The following is an 18,210-nucleotide window of genomic DNA, read 5'->3' as shown; positions in this document are numbered from 1 at the left end:
GCGCTCCCGCCGCGGCCCTACGTGAGCGGGCCGCCGACGATGTTGCCGACGATCCCGCGGATGACGTTGGTGCCATCCTCGGATCGCAGTTCCTCGTACCAGGCCGCGGTCGCCTCCGGGTCCTTGCCGTGCGTGACGTCGCAGCGCTTCCGTGCGCGGAGCACGAGGTCGGCGGCCCGTTCGGTGCGTGACGCCTCATAGGTCGCGAGGGCCGCGTGCAGGTCGTCGGCGTGATCACGGAAGGCGAACTGCAGGGCGATCGCATCTTCCATCGCCGAACAACCACCCTGCCCGATGTCGGGGGTCGTGTTGTGCGCGGCGTCGCCGAGTAGTGCCACACGTCCCCGGACCCAGGTGTGGAACGGATCGATGTCGAGGATCTCGACGCGGTTGGTGGTCGCGGGATCCAGTGTCTCGATGAGCTTCTGGACGCCGGGCGCCCATCCGGCGAACTCCTCGGCGAGCACCTCGCGTGCGGTTCCGCGTTCGAACGGAACCCCTTCGGGCATGGTCACGTCGAAGAAGAAGTAGAACCGGTTGCCCGCCACCGGCATCACCGATACCCGACGCGAATCGCCCACGTAGGTGGTCCATTCGGTGGCCGGTCCGATCTCCTCGTCGATCGGGACGAGTCCGTTGAAGTTCACGTACCCGGCGTAACGACGCTCGACCGCTTGACCGAGCACATGGTCGCGGGCAAGCGATCTCGCACCGTCGGCGGCGATGACGACATCACCCTGGGCAGTGGTGCCGTCGGCGAATTCGACCGTGGCGCCGTCCGGACCGTCGTGGACGGCGACCATCTTCTTGCCGAACCGGATCTCGTCGTGGCCGAAGGCGTTCATGAGCATGAGCTGGAGTTCGGCGCGTGCGATCGGGTAAGGACGTTGCCTGACCTCGTCGATGAGCGGTGCCATGCTGAAGCGGCACATCGTCTCTCCGGTGAATGCGTCGATGTAGCTCATCGAATCGACGATGCCGCCCAGCGCGGCGGTCTCGGCTTCGAGGCCGAGGTGGTTCAGGCACTTGACCCCGTTGGACCACACCGAGATCGCCGCGCCGACGGGGCGGTTCTCGGTGACCTGCTCGTATATCTCGACCTCGTGCCCGAGCTGTCGCAACGCGATGCCCGCCGAGGTCCCGCCCATACCGGCGCCGATGATCACAGCTTTCACAGGAACCCAGGCTAGGTGTCCGCGAGCCGCGGCGCGCGGCGAGTACGCCGGACACCTCGCCGCCTGACCGCCGCCGCGAGGACGCGTGACCGGGATGGACCCGACGGTCAGGACCGGTCGTGTCCGGTGACGAGCGCGGTGACCATGTCCTGCCACTGATGGGTGATCGTCTCGAGGTCGAGCCCGATGTCCACCAACAGGTAGCGGACCGAACTCGCCGAGAGCGGCGCCTGGACAGTGAGGGCCAGGAAATCCAGCGCGCCGTCGAAACCCAACTGGCGCAACAGGATCTGCACATGCTGGGTGGACGTTCGGGCCACCGGGTGACTCATGAAGTCCTCGGCGCGGCGCCGGCCTCCAGCAGGATGTCGAGGTGGTCGGCGGTGAGCTTGAGGCGAGCGCGACCGTAGGCGAGGAGTCGGTCGAGCGGGGGAGCGCCGGGACCCAGCGGCTCCGGACCGGACAGATACGCCTGCTGGATCTCGGACTCGCTGTGGTCGAGGAGAGCGAGCATGAGCCCGGTCCGGCTGCCGAAGCGACGGAACACTGTGCCCTTGCCCACACCCGCTTCGCGGGCAACCGCCTCCATCGTCACCGCGGCCGCACCGTGGTGATCGATGAGGTTCTTGGCGGCAGCCAGCAGCAGACGCCGGTTACGTGCGGCGTCGGCACGTTCGGTCCCCGAAGAATTGAGCGAGATGTGGAGTGGGGAGTGGTCGGGCCCGTTTGGCACGTGATGAGCGTAACTCTTGACCAGATGCGGAATGAATCGGACCCTGGTCCGGTTAGAGCATGTCGTAGACAAGGTCGCGTGGACTTCCACGGACTCCTGTGCCATCGAGAGGAATCACATGTCGGAACGAGTCGTCGAACTGGTCGCGCTGGTCGGAAGCCTGCGTACGGCCTCGGTCAACCGCCAGCTCGCCCACCTGGCCGCGGACAATGCGCCGTCGGGAGTCTCCATCACGGTCGTCGACAATCTCGGCTCGCTGCCGTTCTACAGCGAGGACATCGACATCGAGGAGCAGCTCGACCCAGCCGTGGCGAACCTGCGCCAGATCGTCGGCGCCGCCGACGGCGTGCTGATCGCGACCCCCGAGTACAACGGCACCATCCCCGCCGCACTCAAGAACGCCATCGACTGGTTGTCGCGGCCCTACGGCACCGGCGCGCTCACGGGCAAGCCCGTCGCGGTGCTGAGCGCGGCCCTCGGCCAGTACGGCGGCGCGTGGACCCGTGAGGACACCCGTAAGTCGGTCGGCATCGCCGGCGGTCGCGCGATCGCGGAAGCCGACCTCGGTCTGCAGCTCGCGGCACTGCCCGAGGCCGGCCTGGATTCTCCGGAGGTCGTCGAGAAGGTCGTCGCGTCCGTCACCCGGCTCGTCGACGAGGTCGCTGTCAGCGCCTGACCCGCACCAACGTCCCGACGCCGCGCCCGGCCCTTGCCCGGCGCGGCGTCGTCGTGTCCGGGGGTGCCGGCGTCGGGCCGCGAGTGCGACCGGGGGCGGATGTGGATGGTCGGTGGACATGTTGTGGACCGCCTCGGGACAGCCTGTGAACGACACGCCGGACACGCGGAGGACACGCGGGGGATTTGTGATCGTGCACCGCTCCGACCTGCATGTCTTCCATCAATGTTATTCACAAGCCCTTGTGGTGACCAGAAATGTCAGCCACTAGGTGTAGTGTTTGAGCTACCAGTCAGGCAGACGACGAGAAGCAGTTCGACTCCTCGGAGAAAGCCACCACGATGGTGATCCAGGTCACCATCTTCACGCTGGGAAACCGCACGTCACTGGCGATTCCTACGACCCGAGGAGTACCTCCGAATGTCTATCACCGTCTACACGAAGCCGGCCTGCGTCCAGTGCAATGCCACCTACAAGGCCCTCGACAAGCAGGGTCTGTCCTATGAGATCGTCGACATCACCGAAGATGCCGAGGCGCGTGACTACGTGATGGCGCTCGGCTACCTGCAGGCACCCGTCGTGGTCGCCGGCGACGCGCACTGGTCGGGCTTCCGTCCCGACCGCATCAAGGCACTCGCCACCGCCGCTGCCTGATCTGTCGTCACCATGACGGTGACATCGCCCGCCCGACCGACGGTTCGGAGGCGATCCGACGGGGAAGCCGGATCACGCCGCACCGCGGGGTCATCGAGGAAATGGTCACGCCGCTCACGGCGTTGACACCGACAGTGCCGGGCCGGACACGGCCGGCGAGATCGACGAGAACGTCCAGGCTGGAGGAGACATGGCGGCAGAATCGCCGTTGATCGTGTACTTCTCCTCGGTTTCGGAGAACACCCACCGGTTCGTCGAGAAACTGGACATGCGCGCTGTGCGCATCCCGGTCCTCGATCGGACCGGTGTTTTCCGTGTCGATGAGCCGTATGTCCTGGTCTGCCCGACCTACGGCGGGGGCAAGGCGACGGGGCAACCCGGCGGCTACGTTCCCAAGCAGGTCATCCGCTTCCTCAACGACGAACACAATCGGTCATCGATCAGGGGGGTGATCGCGGCGGGTAACACGAACTTCGGCGAGGAGTTCTGTTACGCCGGCGATGTCATCGCACGGAAGTGCCACGTCCCCTACCTCTACCGGTTCGAATTGATGGGCACCTCCGACGATGTCGACCGCGTCCGCGCGGGACTCGCCGAATTCGCCCAGAGTCCGGCGTTCGCGGCGAGCGTGTCGCTCAGCGCCTCGCCCGCCTGACCTGCGAATTCCGCTCGATCAGGCTTTGTCGTACCCCTCCCATACTCTGGCCGCACCGGCCCTCGGTAACAGCCACCACTACCCGCAGGAGTCATCTGTCGTGTCGCCCACCGCCGCCGTCTCGGACACCACTTCAGCCAGCAAGTCGGGTGTGCACCCCGGGCCCTCGGGACACGACCCGGGCGAGCTCGACTACCACGCTCTCAATGCGATGCTCAACCTGTACGACGCCGACGGCAAGATCCAGTTCGACAAGGATCGCGAAGCCGCGAACCAGTACTTCCTGCAGCACGTCAACCAGAACACGGTCTTCTTCCACGATCTCGACGAGAAGCTCGACTACCTCGTCGAAGAGAACTACTACGAGCCCGAGGTTCTCGCGAAGTACGACCGCGAGTTCGTCAAGAGCCTCTTCGGGCACGCCTACAGCAAGAAGTTCCGTTTCCCGACCTTCCTCGGGGCGTTCAAGTACTACACGAGCTACACGCTCAAGACCTTCGACGGCAAGCGGTACCTGGAGCGTTTCGAGGATCGCGTGTGCATGGTGGCGCTGACCCTGGCCGACGGCGACACGGTCCTCGCGCGCAACCTCACCGACGAGATCATCGACGGCCGGTTCCAGCCGGCGACGCCGACCTTCCTCAATTCCGGCAAGAAGCAGCGCGGCGAACCCGTCTCGTGCTTCCTGCTGCGTATCGAGGACAACATGGAGTCGATCGGCCGGTCGATCAACTCGGCCTTGCAGCTCTCCAAGCGCGGCGGCGGAGTTGCCTTGCTGCTCAGCAATATCCGCGAGCACGGTGCGCCGATCAAGAAGATCGAGAACCAGAGTTCGGGTGTCATCCCCATCATGAAGCTGCTCGAGGACTCCTTCTCCTACGCCAACCAGCTCGGTGCCCGGCAGGGCGCGGGCGCGGTGTACCTGCACGCGCACCACCCCGACATCTACCGCTTCCTCGACACCAAGCGCGAGAACGCGGACGAGAAGATCCGTATCAAGACCCTGTCACTCGGTGTGGTCATCCCGGACATCACGTTCGAGCTGGCCAAGGCCAACGACGACATGTACCTGTTCAGTCCGTACGACGTCGAACGTGTCTACGGCGTACCGTTCGCCGACGTCAACGTGACGGACAAGTACCACGAGATGGTCGAGGACCGCCGCATCCGCAAGACCAAGATCAAGGCGCGCGAGTTCTTCCAGACCCTCGCCGAGCTGCAGTTCGAGTCGGGATACCCGTACATCATGTTCGAGGACACGGTGAACCGGGCCAACCCGATCGACGGCAAGATCACGCACTCCAACCTGTGCTCGGAGATCCTGCAGGTGTCGACGCCGTCGACCTTCAACGACGACCTGTCCTATGCCGAAGTGGGCAAGGACATCTCGTGCAACCTGGGTTCGCTGAACATCGCCAAGACGATGGATTCGCCCGACATCGGCCAGACCATCGAGACCGCGATCCGCGGCCTCACCGCGGTGAGCGACCAGACCACGATCACGTCGGTGCCCTCGATCGAGCACGGCAACAACCAGTCTCACGCCATCGGCCTGGGGCAGATGAACCTGCACGGATACCTGGCGCGTGAGCGGGTCTTCTACGGCAGCGAAGAAGGCATCGACTTCACGAACATCTACTTCTACACGGTGCTCTATCACGCGCTGCGCGCGTCGAACCGGATCGCCGCCGAGCGCGGCCGGGCGTTCACCGGCTTCGAGAAGTCGAAGTACGCGAGCGGTGAGTTCTTCGACAAGTACACCGAGAAGGTGTGGGAGCCGGCGACCCAGAAGGTGCGAGACCTGTTCGGGCAGGCCGGGATCGCCATCCCGACCCAGGACGACTGGCGTGAGCTGAAGGCCGCCGTCCAGCGTGACGGCATCTACAACCAGAACCTGCAGGCCGTCCCGCCGACCGGCTCGATCAGCTACATCAACCACTCGACCAGTTCGATCCACCCGGTCGCCGCCAAGATCGAGATCCGCAAGGAAGGCAAGATCGGCCGCGTCTACTACCCGGCGCCGTACATGACGAACGACAACCTGGAGTACTACCAGGACGCGTACGAGATCGGGTACGAGAAGATCATCGACACTTATGCCGCGGCCACGCAGCATGTCGACCAGGGCCTCAGCCTGACTCTCTTCTTCAAGGACACCGCCACCACGCGCGACGTCAACAAGGCGCAGATCTACGCATGGCGCAAGGGCATCAAGACGCTCTACTACATCCGCCTGCGCCAGATCGCGCTCGAGGGGACCGAGGTGGAAAATTGCGTCAGCTGCATGTTGTGACCTGCGCATCCGCGAACCACTCACCGCAGGAGGAGGCATGACGTAAAGATTGAGGGTGGGTGAGCTACCAACTCACCCACCCTCGGACGGCCGATACACTCAACCGCGTTGCAGCATCGAGTGTACGGCCTCGGAGTACGACCGCGAAACCATTCGCGGTGTGAATTACAAGACGAGGAAGTACAGATCATGGCTATTCGATTGACAGCAGTTCGGCTCGCCGGTGGGTATGAGCACCAGCACATCACTCATTTGTGGTGGACGAATCCCAGTACCGGGGAGTCGGGCTCCAGCTCCAAGGCAACGCTCGTGGACTGGATCGAGAATGACGGCAAGGCATACGTTGAGGAAGACGGGCATCGAGTGAATGTCGGTGTCGTGAAACCCTCAAGTGGGTCCAAGTATCTGCGGACATATGCCGACGGGGTATGGACCAACAACCTGTTGTCCCTGCCGCGACGTTAGTCAGGCTCGGTGCGGGTGGACATAGCGTCCACCCGCACCGGGCTAGTGTCTTGGTGTCCACTGCTCCAGAGGACGAAAGGAATGTGTGAGATGTGTGTTGCACCAATGTACTTAGCGGTTTGTGAGGACCAATGACCTCCACCGAACGCCACAGCCCCGCCGACGGAGCGCCCATCAAGCTGGTCAGCCGGGTCTCGGCGATCAACTGGAACCGCGTGCCCGACGAGAAGGATGCCGAGGTGTGGGACCGCCTCACCGGCAACTTCTGGCTGCCCGAGAAGGTGCCGGTGTCCAACGACATCCCGTCGTGGGGCACGCTCACCGAATACGAGAAGCAGCTCACCATGCGGGTGTTCACCGGTCTCACCCTGCTCGACACCATCCAGGGCACGGTCGGTGCGGTGTCGCTGATCCCGGACGCCACCACCCCGCACGAGGAGGCGGTGCTCACCAACATCGCCTTCATGGAGTCCGTGCACGCCAAGAGCTACAGCTCGATCTTCTCCACTCTGTGCTCCACCAAGGAGATCGACGAGGCGTTCCGCTGGTCGGAGGAGAACGAGCAGCTGCAGCGCAAGGCGCAGATCGTCATGGACTACTACCGTGGCGACGACCCGCTGAAGCGCAAGGTCGCCTCGACGCTGCTCGAGTCGTTCCTGTTCTATTCCGGCTTCTACCTGCCGATGTACTGGTCGAGCCGCGCGAAGCTCACCAACACCGCCGACCTGATCCGCCTGATCATCCGCGACGAGGCGGTGCACGGGTACTACATCGGCTACAAGTATCAGCGCGGACTCGAGGTCGAGACCCCGGAGCGTCGTCAGGAGCTCAAGGACTACACCTTCGAGTTGCTGTTCGAGCTCTACGACAACGAGAGTGACTACACCGAGGCTCTGTACGACGAGGTCGGGCTGAGCGAGGACGTCAAGAAGTTCCTGCGCTACAACGCGAACAAGGCCCTGATGAACCTGGGCTACGAGGCGATGTTCCCGCGCGACGAGACCGACGTGAACCCGGCGATCCTGTCGGCGCTGTCGCCCAACGCCGACGAGAACCACGACTTCTTCTCCGGGTCGGGCAGTTCCTATGTCATCGGCAAGGCCGTCAACACCGAGGACGAGGACTGGGACTTCTAGTCCCACCGAGGATTTCGTAGCGTCGACGCGTGCTATATGCGCATTGGCGCTACGAATCGCCGGCGGTGAGGCGGTCGTAGAGATCGCCGAGCTCGTCGATCGCCTCGGCGATGTCGGCGGGCGCGACGCCGGTGGCGCGCAACGCCGCCCGTAGTTCGCCGCCGTCGAGCGCGGTCAGCGGGTTCATCCGCGACGGCGACGGCAGCGGAGGCAACGTCGAGGCGGTGCCGTAGTAGTCGTCGACCTGCAGTGAGGTTGCTGACCCGCCGTCGTCGGAGGTCCGTGAATCCGGTGGGCGAGAGTCGATCTCGGCCAGCAGCGCTCGCAGGTCGGTGCCCATCACGGTCAGCAGGGTCAACGGGGTGCGGTCGATCTCGGCGGCCACCTCGTAACAGGTGACGAGAGCATGGATGCACCGCGGCGCCTCGTCGGGGCACGTGCAGTCGGTCATGACGTCGGCGGACTCCGTGGGCACCAGTAGCTCACCCAGCCCCGGCGGCTGTTCGCCGCGGGTGAGCAGCATGAGTTCATCGACAGCGTTGCGCTCGCGGAGAAGGTTCGCGAGTGTCGGTGTGTCGACGGTGCGGGTGGTCAGGATGACGTCGAACGGCTCGAGCTGGGTGCCCTCCACCGAGGCGGTCACCCGGCCGGCGCCGATCCGCAGGCCGCGCAGATGCCGATCGCGGAAATACCTGCGCGCCTTGGTGATACGACGGCTGTCCGCGACCGATTCGCCGTCGGCGCCGCGGCCCTCGACGACATCGACGAAGGCGCGTGACCACGAGGTGAGGCCATAGCCGCGGACCGCGATCGTGCCACGCTCACCGCGTCGTTGCGTGCCCTTCTTGCGCACCGTCATTCGCTGACCGCCTCGTCGCGCAGCCGGATGAGTTCGAAGAGTTCGTCGTCGGCGAGGTCGGACACCCAGTTCTCGCCGGCCGCGACCGTCAGCCGGGACAGCTCACGCTTCTTGGCGATCATGTCGTCAATGCGCTCCTCGATGGTGCCGACACAGACGAACCGATGCACCGACACCTTCTGGTCCTGGCCGATCCGGTAGGCGCGGTCGGTGGCCTGGTCCTCGACAGCCGGGTTCCACCACCGATCGACATGGATGACGTTGTTGGCCGCGGTCAGGTTGAGCCCGGTGCCGCCGGCTTTCAGCGTCGCCAGCAGGACCGGCGGCCCGTCGTCGGACTGGAAGTCGGCGACCAGGCGGTCGCGCTCGGTGCGACCCAGACCGCCGTGCAGGAGCGGGATCTCGCTGCCGAACTCCGCGGACAACCACGACGACAGCATGTCACCGAAGGCGGCGAACTGGGTGAAGACCAATGCGCGGTCGCGCTCCTCGGCGACGGTGGAGACGATGTCGGCCAGCAGCTCGACCTTGCCTGAGCGGTGTTCGCCGTCGCGGACCAGGTCGGTGCCGTCGGCGAGATAGTGCGCGGGGTGATTGCACACCTGCTTGAGGCGGGTCAGTGCGGCCAGTACGTTGCGGCGTCGTAGTGTGCGCTGTTGCTTGTCGCGCAGTGCCGTCATCAGTTCGTCGATCACCGCGCGGTACAGCGCCGCCTGCTCGACCGTGAGGTTGGCCCGGACGGCGAAGTCCGCCTTCTCCGGGAGGTCGGCGGCGATCGCCGGATCGGTCTTCTCGCGGCGCAGGATGAACGGCCGGGTGATCGCGGACAACCGTCGGAGGGCGGCCGGGTCACGATCCCGTTCGATCGGTTCGGCGTAGCGTGCACGGAAGACCGACGCGGAGCCGAGTAGTCCAGGGTTGACCAGGTCGATGACGGCGCGGAGATCCTCCAGGCGGTTCTCGACCGGGGTGCCGGTGAGAGCGAGGCGATGGCCGGCGGGGACCGTCCGAACCGCCTTGGCCGCAATGGTGTTCACGTTCTTGAGGTGCTGGGCCTCGTCGACCACGATCCGATGCCAGGGTTGCGAGGACAGCAACTCGTGGTCGCGCGCCGCGATCGCGAAGGTGGTGACCACGATGTCGACGGAGTCGCGGATGCCCGCGAACGCCGCCCCTGACTCGCGAGAGGGCCCGTGGTGGATCGCCACGCGGAGCGCGGGCGCGAACCGGGCGAATTCCCGCGCCCAGTTGCCCACCAGGGACATCGGGCAGACGACGAGCGTCGGCTTTCGAGGATCATCGGCAGGCGACGCGGACGGACCGCTACGCTCGTGGCATTCGAGTGCGATGACCTGCAGGGTCTTGCCCAGGCCCATGTCGTCGGCCAGCACGCCGCCCACGCCGAGGGTCGACAGATGGGCGAGCCAGTCCAGGCCGCGCTGCTGGTATGGACGCAGGGTGGCGGTCAACCCCGTCGGTGGCGCGACGGATTCAGGTCGAAGGACGCCGGTGTCGGCGACGTCGTCGAGCCAGGAGAGGCCTTCGACGCGTGACACAGGTACAGGTAGACGGTCCGACTCGCCGGTGACGAGGTTGAACAGCTCGCCGAAGTCGCTCGGCGGTTCGACCGCGGCCAGTGCGCGCTGGGTGGCGACGAACGTGGCTGCCCGGGTCAGCGCGGCGCCCTCGGCGCGCATCCACACTCCGCGCACGCGGACCAGATCGCCTTTCTGGCCGGACAATTCGTCGAGGTCGGCATCGGTGAGCGTGATCGCGTCTGGGGTGTCGCCGAGGGCGAGACGCCACTCGAACTCCCGGATCTCCCGAAGGCCGACCATCGCCGCCGGTGCCCCGCTGCCGGGCGGCGCGAGCGCGCGCAGGGTCAGACTCGGACGGACCTCGGCGATCGTCCTCGGCAGCAGAACCGGGATGCCGACGGCGCCGAGCGCCGCCGCGCCCGTGGCGAATAGTTCTTCCGTGATCGCGGTCGGCAGCAGGAAGTCGAGGGAGCCACGATCGGGGTCGGCGCGGCCCAGTTCGGGAAATTCACGGACTGCCGTGGCCAACTCGGTCGTCAGTTCGTCGAGTTCGTGGGCGTCGAGGCGGTGCGGCGCGACGGGTTCGACCTGTCCGTCGATGCTCCGACGACAGACCTGCAGTCGCCACCGCGAGGTCTCGGCCACCTCGGCGCGGCTCGGCGGGTCGACCGTGTCGTCGTCCCATGCGTCGGCCCACTGAGCGTCGGCGAGGTCGTCGTACTCGGGTTCGTGCAGCCGGAAGATGAGCGAACGATCGTCGCGCGGAGCGCCGGCGTTCCACCGCGACCAGCCACCCGCGGCGGCGGCGAGACGTTCCGGTGAGCTGGGCGGGCGGGGATCGGCGTCGGGGAGCAGTGCCCGCACGATGGGTGACGCGGGCCGTGGTTCACCGAGGCGGACGGCGGAACGAGCGATGGCAGAACGGCATTCGTGGTCGACGAGTTCGGCGAGGAAGTCGTCCAGGGCGGGTGCGGACCCGTTGTGCAGAAGCGCATCCGGCGCGCTTCCCACGACGACGGCATGCCAGCTGCGCCACGTCGGCGTCGCGACGACGACCCAGCGCACCATCCACTCGCCGGCCACCTGCAGAACCGACGGCGCCACGGTGCCCGACCGCACGAACGACCGCACGCCGTCGAGCAGGTACCGGTACCACCGGACGTCACCCGCCACCGGGACCGACCGCGATGCGTCGAGCAAAGTGACCGCCGACGTCAGACCGAGAGTCGCGGCGCGCACGAACTGCCGTCGATCGCCGGCGTCGACGACGGGGATCTCGCTGCGGAATCGTCGACCGTCGAGGAGGTCGCGTAGGGGTGGCGGGAGATCGGACACATCGCCGTCGATCCACACCGCCATGCCGACGCCCGGCCGCCAGAGGGCGTGCAGGGGCTCGGCGAGATGAGGCTTCGGGGCAGAGTCCGGGGGAGTCTGACCGCTGGACGGCGAATCATGTGGCATCGAGGATCGTCGGCCAGTTTAGCCGTGGCCTCCGACACCGCCCGGGCGTCGCGCGGCCGGCCGGGCAGCGAGGTGGTTTGTCCGCCCGACTCCCCGGGTATCGACGATCGTCGCAGCCGGCACGAGCACGGAGGTATCGATGGGACAGTCCGACAACCACAAGACGTCCGGGACAGACGCTCCCGAGAAGGAAGTGGAGAAGGATCCGCCCGGCCCGCAGGACCACGGACGCGAGGGTGGGATGGCCACCCGCGAGAACGCCCCCGAAGCGGTTCAGCGCTCCGAGGGCGGCGACTCGTAGGAGGGTCGAGTTACCCGGGTCAGGACACCTCGCGCAGGAGTCCGGTCGCGACGTCGAAGACGAACCCGCGCAACGACGTGGTCTTGGTGACGAACGGGCTGTTCTGGATCCGGGTGATCGATTGGCGGACGTCCTCGTCGAGATCGGCGAACGCCTCCGCCGACCACGCGGGCTTCTGCCCGATCTCGTCCTGGATCTGGCGCTTGAAGTCGTCGTCGGTGAACGTCAGCATGCCGCAGTCGGTGTGGTGGATGAGGATGATCTCGGTGGTGCCGAGCAGTCGCTGACTGATGGCCAGGGAGCGGATCTCGTCGTCGGTCACCACCCCGCCGGCGTTGCGGATCACGTGGGCCTCGCCCTCGTTCAATCCGAGGATGCGATAGACGTCGAGCCGGGCGTCCATACAGGCCACCACCGCGACGTGCTTGGCCGGCGGCAGGGGCAACGGCCCGGTGAAGGTCTTGGCGTATTCGGCGTTGTTCGCGAGGTATTCGTCGGTGACACTCATGCGCCGATCCTGATGTGTCGACGTCGCCCCGGCGAGGGTTTGGACGTGGGTGATCGGAAGTGGTCGAAACGGCCACGCAGATGTAGCGCTTCGTTGCGCCTGGGGCAACGATGTGCGACACCTGCCGATCGGAGACCGTCAGGAGTTGCCGTCGAGTGAGCCCTTGACGTCGTTGAGGACCAGCCAGGCGGCGGCGAGTCCCGAGGACTCGTACCAGACGTCGTCGTCGACGGCGAGCACACGTTTCCACACGGGTGCGCCCAGGCTGAGCCATTCGTCGCTGAGCAGGACCTCTTCCCCGTGGGCGAGGCCTTCCTCGCCTTCGAAGCTCACATAGATGAGGTCGGCGTCGGCGTCGCGGAAGTTCTCGTCGGTGAGGGCGAAGGAGTCGGGCACGCGCTGCGGCCCGGGCCGCTGGACGCCGATGTCCCCGAGCACCTGGCCGGCGAAGGTGTTCATCCCGGCGATGGTCTCGGAGTCGTCGCCGAATCGCACCAGCGACACCTGGGTGTGCGAGGCGTCCATCCGCCGGCCGGTCTTGGTCGCCTCGGTCGTGTACTCGGCGAGACGCGTCCGACCCGACCCGCTGCGGTTCACGGCGTCGGCGACGGCCTGGAACTGCTCTTGCCAGGTGCCGTCGGCCGGGACGGTGACGGTGCGGACACCGGGGAACGCGCGGGCGGAGTCCGCGGTGTCGGCGGTGGTGAGGACGAGTCCGGCGTCGGCGTTGGCGACCGCCGCGGCGTCGGGCGTCGGTCCGATGGCCGGGACCGAGGTCAGTTGTGGACCGAGATACTCGGGCACGGAACCGGGTTCGGCAGCCACCGCGACGACCTCGGGGCCGAGCCCGAGGGCGCACAGCGCGTCGAGGACGGCGGGGTCGGTCACGACGATGCGGTCGACGTCGGCCTCACCCGGATCCGGCGCGGTGGGTGCGAGGCAGGTCTTCGCGTAATCACGGTCGGCCGAGACGATGTTCACCTCCGCCACCCGTGTCGTCACGGTGGAGATGGGGGAGCCGTCCGGAGTCGTCAGCGGTTCCTCGCCCGAACAGGAGGCCAGCGCGACCACTGTCAACCCGATCGTGGTCGCCAGGCCCACGCGTCGGACGAGTGAGCGTCGGGTCTCGCCGGTGGCGGCGCCGACACTTCTGGCGGCCTCGTTCGCGACCGTGACCCTCCGTTGCACCCGCCCAACCTAGCACCGGTCCCGAGGCACCCGGCGTAGGCTCGGATGCGCACTCCCGGGCGCCGGACGCCGGCGATCTGAGGGGTGCCCCGAGAGCCTGGCGCGTCGTCGAAGAAACCGCCGATGAGCACTGCCGATCCGGTGGCTCCGACATCGAATACGACAGATCGTAGGACCCGCTCGGCCCGGGCACCGGTGAGGGTTTAGGATCAGTAACCAGCGCTCGGTTTGTTCATGTGCCGACCGACGGCCGAAGGGGTTCGGCGTCGGGTTCGGGCAAGAGGAGGATCTGTGACCGCGGTAGACCAACCCACCACACAAGTGGCTCCAGTGCGTCCGTTCCCGGAGCGCTATCAGCCCAAGGGTTCGTTCATCTACAAGCTGCTGACGACGACCGATCACAAGTTGATCGGCATGATGTACATCACCGCCTGCTTCGCGTTCTTCCTCATCGGCGGCCTCATGGCCCTGCTGATGCGTGGCGAGCTCGCGATGCCGGGCATGCAGTTCCTGTCCACCGAGCAGTTCAACCAGCTCTTCACGATGCACGGCACCGTGATGCTGCTGATGTACGCGACGCCGATCGTGATCGGCTTCGCCAACTTCGTGTTGCCGCTGCAGATCGGTTCGCCCGACGTCGCCTTCCCGCGACTCAACGCACTCGGCTTCTGGCTGTTCGTCTTCGGTTCGACCATCGCCGTCGCCGGCTTCATCACGCCCGGTGGCGCCGCCGACTTCGGGTGGACCGCATACACGCCGCTGACCGACGCCGTGCACAGCCCCGGCATCGGCGCCGACCTGTGGATCATGGGTCTGGCCGTCTCGGGTCTCGGCACCATCCTCGGTGGCGTCAACATGGTCACCACCGTGATCTGTCTCCGCGCACCCGGCATGACGATGTTCCGCATGCCGATCTTCACCTGGAACATCCTGGTGACCAGCGTGCTGATCCTCCTCATCTTCCCGCTGCTGACCGCGGCGCTGATGGGTCTCGAGGTCGACCGCCAGTTCGGTGCCCACATCTACGACCCGGCCAACGGCGGCGTCATCCTGTGGCAGCACCTGTTCTGGTTCTTCGGGCATCCCGAGGTGTACGTCATCGCCCTGCCGTTCTTCGGCATCGTGTCCGAGGTCTTCCCGGTCTTCTCGCGGAAGCCGATCTTCGGCTACTCCGGTCTGATCTACGCCACGCTCGCCATCGCCGCCCTGTCGGCCGCGGTGTGGGCCCACCACATGTACGTCACCGGCGCCGTGCTGCTGCCGTTCTTCGCCTTCATGACGTTCCTGATCGCGGTGCCCACCGGCGTGAAGTTCTTCAACTGGATCGGAACGATGTGGCGCGGTCACATCACGTTCGAATCCCCGATGCTGTTCTCGGTCGGCTTCATCGTGACGTTCCTCTTCGGTGGTCTGACCGGTGTGCTGCTCGCGAGCCCGCCGCTGGACTTCCACCTGTCCGACAGCTACTTCGTCGTCGCGCACTTCCACTACGTGCTCTTCGGCACCATCGTGTTCGCCACCTACGCCGGCATCTACTTCTGGTTCCCGAAGATGACCGGACGCATGCTCGACGAGCGACTCGGCAAGATCCACTTCTGGCTGACGTTCATCGGCTTCCACATGACCTTCCTGGTGCAGCACTGGCTGGGCAACGAAGGCATGCCGCGTCGCTACGCCGACTACCTCCCGTCGGACGGCTTCACGACGCTGAACATGATCTCGACCGTGGGCGCGTTCATCCTCGGCCTGTCGACCCTGCCGTTCCTGTGGAACGTCTTCCGCAGCTACCGCTACGGCGAGGTCGTGACCGTCGACGATCCGTGGGGCTTCGGCAACTCGCTCGAGTGGGCCACCTCCTGCCCGCCGCCGCGCCACAACTTCACCGAGCTGCCCCGCATCCGGTCGGAGCGCCCGGCGTTCGAGCTGCACTACCCGCACATGATCGACCGCATGCGTGCCGAGGCGCACGTCGGACCGGGCCACGCCGCGGGCAAGGACCGTCAGATGGAAGAGGCTCGTCGCGAGCCGTTCACCGTGGGAACGCACGAGGGATCCCCGGATCCCGACCCGCGCTGACCCGGTGAGCAAGGACTCGACAGCCAGTTCCGGTACGACCGTCCTGGTCACTGTCACCGGTCCCGACCGGCCAGGTGTCACCTCTGTTCTCATGGGTGCCCTGGCCGGTCAGGCCGTTGCACTGCTCGACGTCGAGCAGGTGGTCATCCGCGGGCAGCTGACCCTCGGCGTGCTGGTGTCCTCCACCGGCGACCCCGAGGCGCTGCAGGAAGTCGTCGAACAGGCGATGGCGTCCATCGGTTTCGACGTCCGGGTGGAGATCGGGGTCGATCCCGGTAGCCGCTCGCCGTCCTCGCATGCCGTCGTGATCCTCGGCAGCCCGGTCACCGCCACCGCGTTCAGCGCCGTCGCGGCGAAACTGGCGAGCCAGGGCGGCAACATCGACTCGATCCGCGGAATCGCCGACTACCCGCTCACCGGCCTCGAACTGATGGTCAGCGTTGCCGGCCGGGGTGGTGTCGCCGCCGACGCCGCCCTCCGCAAAGGCCTCGCCGAGGTTGCTGCGAAGCATTCGGTCGACATCGCCGTGGAGCGCGGCGGACTCGCTCGGCGCGCCAAGCGCCTGATCGTCTTCGACGTCGACTCGACCCTCATCCAGGGCGAGGTGATCGAGATGCTCGCCGCGCACGCGGGCCGCGAAGCCGAGGTCGCCGCGGTGACCGAGGCGGCGATGCGAGGTGAACTCGATTTCGCGCAGTCCCTTCACGAACGCGTCAAGGCCCTGGCCGGACTCGACGCGAGTGTTCTCGACGATGTCGCCAAGTCACTCGAACTGACCCCCGGTGCCCGGACGACGATCCGTACGCTGCACCGTCTCGGATTCCACTGCGGTCTCGTGTCCGGCGGTTTCCGTCAGGTCATCGACGGACTCGCGCACGAACTCGAACTCGACTTCGTCCGGGCCAACACCCTGGAGATCGTCGACGGGAAGCTGACCGGCCGGGTCGTCGGCGAGGTCGTCGACCGGATGGGCAAGGCGCACGCGCTGCGGTCGTTCGCCGATCAGGTCGGGGTGCCGATGGAGCAGACGATCGCGGTGGGCGACGGCGCCAACGACATCGACATGCTCAGCGTCGCCGGGCTGGGAATCGCCTTCAACGCGAAGCCGGCACTGCGCGAGGTCGCCGACGCCACGCTGAATCACCCGTTTCTCGACGGGGTCCTGTTCATCCTGGGCGTCTCCCGCGACGAGATCGAGGCGGCCGACGCCGCCGACGGCGTCTATCGCCGGGTACCCCTGGGCTGACCTCGCACCGCTCCATGGAATTCGAGCGCACGGTCTCTCCGCAGGTCGATCCGGAAGCGATCGCGGCCGATCATCGGCGGCTGGTCGCCTACGTCGGAGGCGGTGACGATCCGTCTGACCCCGCCGACGTCCTGGCGATGGCGATGGTGCTCCGCATCGAGAAGAACGATCCGCCCGACCGCACCGAACTGCTGACCGCGGCGGCGCGAGCGGTGGCGTTATTGTGCCTCGACGAACGGAGTGCGGGCGACGGTCCGTGGGCGGCGGCGATGGACGCCTGGTGCGACGCACGGATCCGGAAGATCGCCCGGCGCGCGCGTGGCGCGCAATGGGCTGCCGCGCAGGAGGTCTGGGGTGTGACCGCGACCGAGGGCGGGGCGTCGGCACGGGCGTTCGTGCCCGGCCGCGTCGGTGACCTCGACCGGCGTGTGGCGAAGCTGCAGATCGGTGGGACCGAGGTCGAGGGAGAGCTGCCCGAGCGGCCGCCGGTCTCGGGCGTCGTGCTGTGGACCAATCCCGACCTGCCGATGACCGTCGGCAAACTGGCCGCGCAGGTCGGTCACGCGTCGATGCTGGCGGCCAAGCTCCTCGCCGCGGACGACGCGATCGAGTGGCGTCGGGACGACTGCCCGCTCGCGGTCCGTCAGGCCACGCCCGGGCGGTGGCGAGAACTGCTCGCCGCCGATGCCGCCGGGAGGGCGGTGGCCGTTCGAGACGCCGGGTTCACCGAGATCGCGCCCGGTTCGGTGACCGTCATCGCCGAGGTCATCCGGGCCCAGGAGGACACGTGAGCGCTGCGGTACCGCCGGAATGGGTGAAAGCTCTGGATCTGCAACCCCATCCGGAAGGCGGCTGGTTCCGGGAGACGTGGCGGAGCGACGTCGTCGTGCCGTCGGCGTCGCTTGCCGACGGCTATACCGGCGACCGTGCCGCCGGCACGGCGATCTACTTCGTCCTCATGCCGGGCGACGAGTCGGCGTGGCACACGGTACGCGGCGCCGAACTGTGGCTGCACCATCGAGGAGCGCCGGTCGAACTCGATTTCGGCGGGGACGCCGATGTCCCCGGTGACCCGACGACAGTTCTCGTCGGACCCGACATCGAGGCCGGTCACCGACCCCAGGCGCTCGTGCCGCCGGGCGTGTGGCAGCGTGCCCGGCCCGCCGGGGACGAGCCGTCACTCGTCAGCTGTATCGTCGTGCCCGGGTTCGACTTCGAGGACTTCCGGCTGGCCTGACGGTCGGCC

General features: G+C 66.7%; 16 protein-coding genes and 1 pseudogene. 11 read left to right on the top strand and 6 right to left on the bottom strand.

Features of this window, described 5'->3' with window-relative positions:
* Window positions 1–17: 17 nt before the first annotated feature.
* Together hpxO and QAD21_RS16510 are read right to left on the bottom strand one after the other, a co-directional pair.
* Window positions 18–1,175 (bottom strand): FAD-dependent urate hydroxylase HpxO, encoded by a 1,158-nt coding sequence (gene hpxO, locus QAD21_RS16515; protein WP_055475906.1) that lies wholly within the window; start codon window positions 1,173–1,175, stop codon window positions 18–20.
* 107 nt (window positions 1,176–1,282) lie between these two features.
* A pseudogene (locus tag QAD21_RS16510) lies at window positions 1,283–1,908 on the bottom strand (helix-turn-helix domain-containing protein).
* Between the two features lie 118 nt (window positions 1,909–2,026).
* Here QAD21_RS16510 and QAD21_RS16505 point away from each other — a divergent pair.
* The 6 genes from QAD21_RS16505 (at window position 2,027) to nrdF (ending at window position 7,787) form a co-directional block, all read left to right on the top strand.
* Window positions 2,027–2,584 (top strand): NAD(P)H-dependent oxidoreductase, encoded by a 558-nt coding sequence (locus QAD21_RS16505; RefSeq protein ID WP_055475908.1) that lies wholly within the window; start codon window positions 2,027–2,029, stop codon window positions 2,582–2,584.
* Between the two features lie 420 nt (window positions 2,585–3,004).
* A complete protein-coding gene (locus tag QAD21_RS16500; RefSeq protein ID WP_055475909.1) occupies window positions 3,005–3,238 on the top strand; it encodes a redoxin NrdH in 234 nt (77 codons plus the stop codon).
* A gap of 190 nt (window positions 3,239–3,428) precedes the next feature.
* Complete coding sequence (nrdI, locus tag QAD21_RS16495; RefSeq protein ID WP_055475910.1) at window positions 3,429–3,893, top strand: class Ib ribonucleoside-diphosphate reductase assembly flavoprotein NrdI; 465 nt, start codon at window positions 3,429–3,431, stop codon at window positions 3,891–3,893.
* Window positions 3,894–3,993: 100 nt separating this feature from the next.
* On the top strand, window positions 3,994–6,186 hold the full coding sequence (gene nrdE, locus QAD21_RS16490; RefSeq protein WP_068970713.1) for a class 1b ribonucleoside-diphosphate reductase subunit alpha: 2,193 nt from the start codon (window positions 3,994–3,996) through the stop codon (window positions 6,184–6,186).
* Window positions 6,187–6,375: 189 nt separating this feature from the next.
* Window positions 6,376–6,651, top strand: coding sequence for a DUF3892 domain-containing protein (locus QAD21_RS16485; protein ID WP_078112943.1), 276 nt, complete (start codon window positions 6,376–6,378; stop codon window positions 6,649–6,651).
* A 131-nt stretch (window positions 6,652–6,782) separates the two neighbouring features.
* The gene (gene nrdF, locus QAD21_RS16480) at window positions 6,783–7,787 is read left to right on the top strand and encodes a class 1b ribonucleoside-diphosphate reductase subunit beta (protein ID WP_068970712.1); all 1,005 of its coding nucleotides are present in this window, start codon (window positions 6,783–6,785) and stop codon (window positions 7,785–7,787) included.
* 49 nt (window positions 7,788–7,836) lie between these two features.
* On the opposite strand, the gene QAD21_RS16475 is transcribed toward nrdF, so the two are convergent.
* Together QAD21_RS16475 and QAD21_RS16470 are read right to left on the bottom strand one after the other, a co-directional pair.
* Window positions 7,837–8,646, bottom strand: coding sequence for a hypothetical protein (locus QAD21_RS16475; RefSeq protein WP_068970711.1), 810 nt, complete (start codon window positions 8,644–8,646; stop codon window positions 7,837–7,839).
* Window positions 8,643–11,645: a DEAD/DEAH box helicase gene (locus QAD21_RS16470; protein WP_068970710.1), complete on the bottom strand. Its 3,003-nt coding sequence runs from the start codon at window positions 11,643–11,645 to the stop codon at window positions 8,643–8,645. The genes QAD21_RS16475 and QAD21_RS16470 overlap by 4 nt, the downstream gene beginning before the upstream one ends.
* 139 nt (window positions 11,646–11,784) lie before the next feature.
* Here QAD21_RS16470 and QAD21_RS16465 point away from each other — a divergent pair, with 139 nt between their 5' ends.
* A complete protein-coding gene (locus QAD21_RS16465) occupies window positions 11,785–11,946 on the top strand; it encodes a hypothetical protein (protein ID WP_165629809.1) in 162 nt (53 codons plus the stop codon).
* Between the two features lie 19 nt (window positions 11,947–11,965).
* Here QAD21_RS16465 and QAD21_RS16460 read toward each other — a convergent pair whose 3' ends face one another.
* Together QAD21_RS16460 and QAD21_RS16455 are read right to left on the bottom strand one after the other, a co-directional pair.
* On the bottom strand, window positions 11,966–12,454 hold the full coding sequence (locus QAD21_RS16460; RefSeq protein ID WP_065632744.1) for a carbonic anhydrase: 489 nt from the start codon (window positions 12,452–12,454) through the stop codon (window positions 11,966–11,968).
* A gap of 138 nt (window positions 12,455–12,592) precedes the next feature.
* Entirely contained in the window at window positions 12,593–13,642 is a 1,050-nt protein-coding gene (locus QAD21_RS16455; RefSeq protein WP_189340070.1) for an ABC transporter substrate-binding protein, read from the bottom strand.
* Window positions 13,643–13,933: 291 nt separating this feature from the next.
* On the opposite strand from QAD21_RS16455, the gene ctaD reads away from it, so the two are divergent.
* Genes ctaD through QAD21_RS16435 form a run of 4 tightly spaced genes read left to right on the top strand, consistent with a single transcriptional unit; the run spans window position 13,934 to window position 18,201 of the window.
* The gene (gene ctaD, locus QAD21_RS16450) at window positions 13,934–15,718 is read left to right on the top strand and encodes a cytochrome c oxidase subunit I (RefSeq protein WP_065632663.1); all 1,785 of its coding nucleotides are present in this window, start codon (window positions 13,934–13,936) and stop codon (window positions 15,716–15,718) included.
* A 4-nt stretch (window positions 15,719–15,722) separates the two neighbouring features.
* Entirely contained in the window at window positions 15,723–16,964 is a 1,242-nt protein-coding gene (gene serB / locus QAD21_RS16445; RefSeq protein WP_068970709.1) for a phosphoserine phosphatase SerB, read from the top strand.
* Window positions 16,965–16,978: 14 nt separating this feature from the next.
* Window positions 16,979–17,755: a peptidyl-tRNA hydrolase gene (locus tag QAD21_RS16440; RefSeq protein ID WP_068970708.1), complete on the top strand. Its 777-nt coding sequence runs from the start codon at window positions 16,979–16,981 to the stop codon at window positions 17,753–17,755.
* Window positions 17,752–18,201 (top strand): cupin domain-containing protein, encoded by a 450-nt coding sequence (locus tag QAD21_RS16435; RefSeq protein WP_068970707.1) that lies wholly within the window; start codon window positions 17,752–17,754, stop codon window positions 18,199–18,201. Before QAD21_RS16440 ends, QAD21_RS16435 begins: the two co-directional genes overlap by 4 nt.
* Window positions 18,202–18,210 lie beyond the last annotated feature (9 nt).

This window comes from Gordonia sp. SMJS1, from assembly GCF_029866425.1.
Taxonomy (GTDB): domain Bacteria; phylum Actinomycetota; class Actinomycetes; order Mycobacteriales; family Mycobacteriaceae; genus Gordonia; species Gordonia hongkongensis.
Note: the sequence above shows the minus strand (reverse complement) of the source record. Positions and strands in the feature narration are given on the sequence as shown.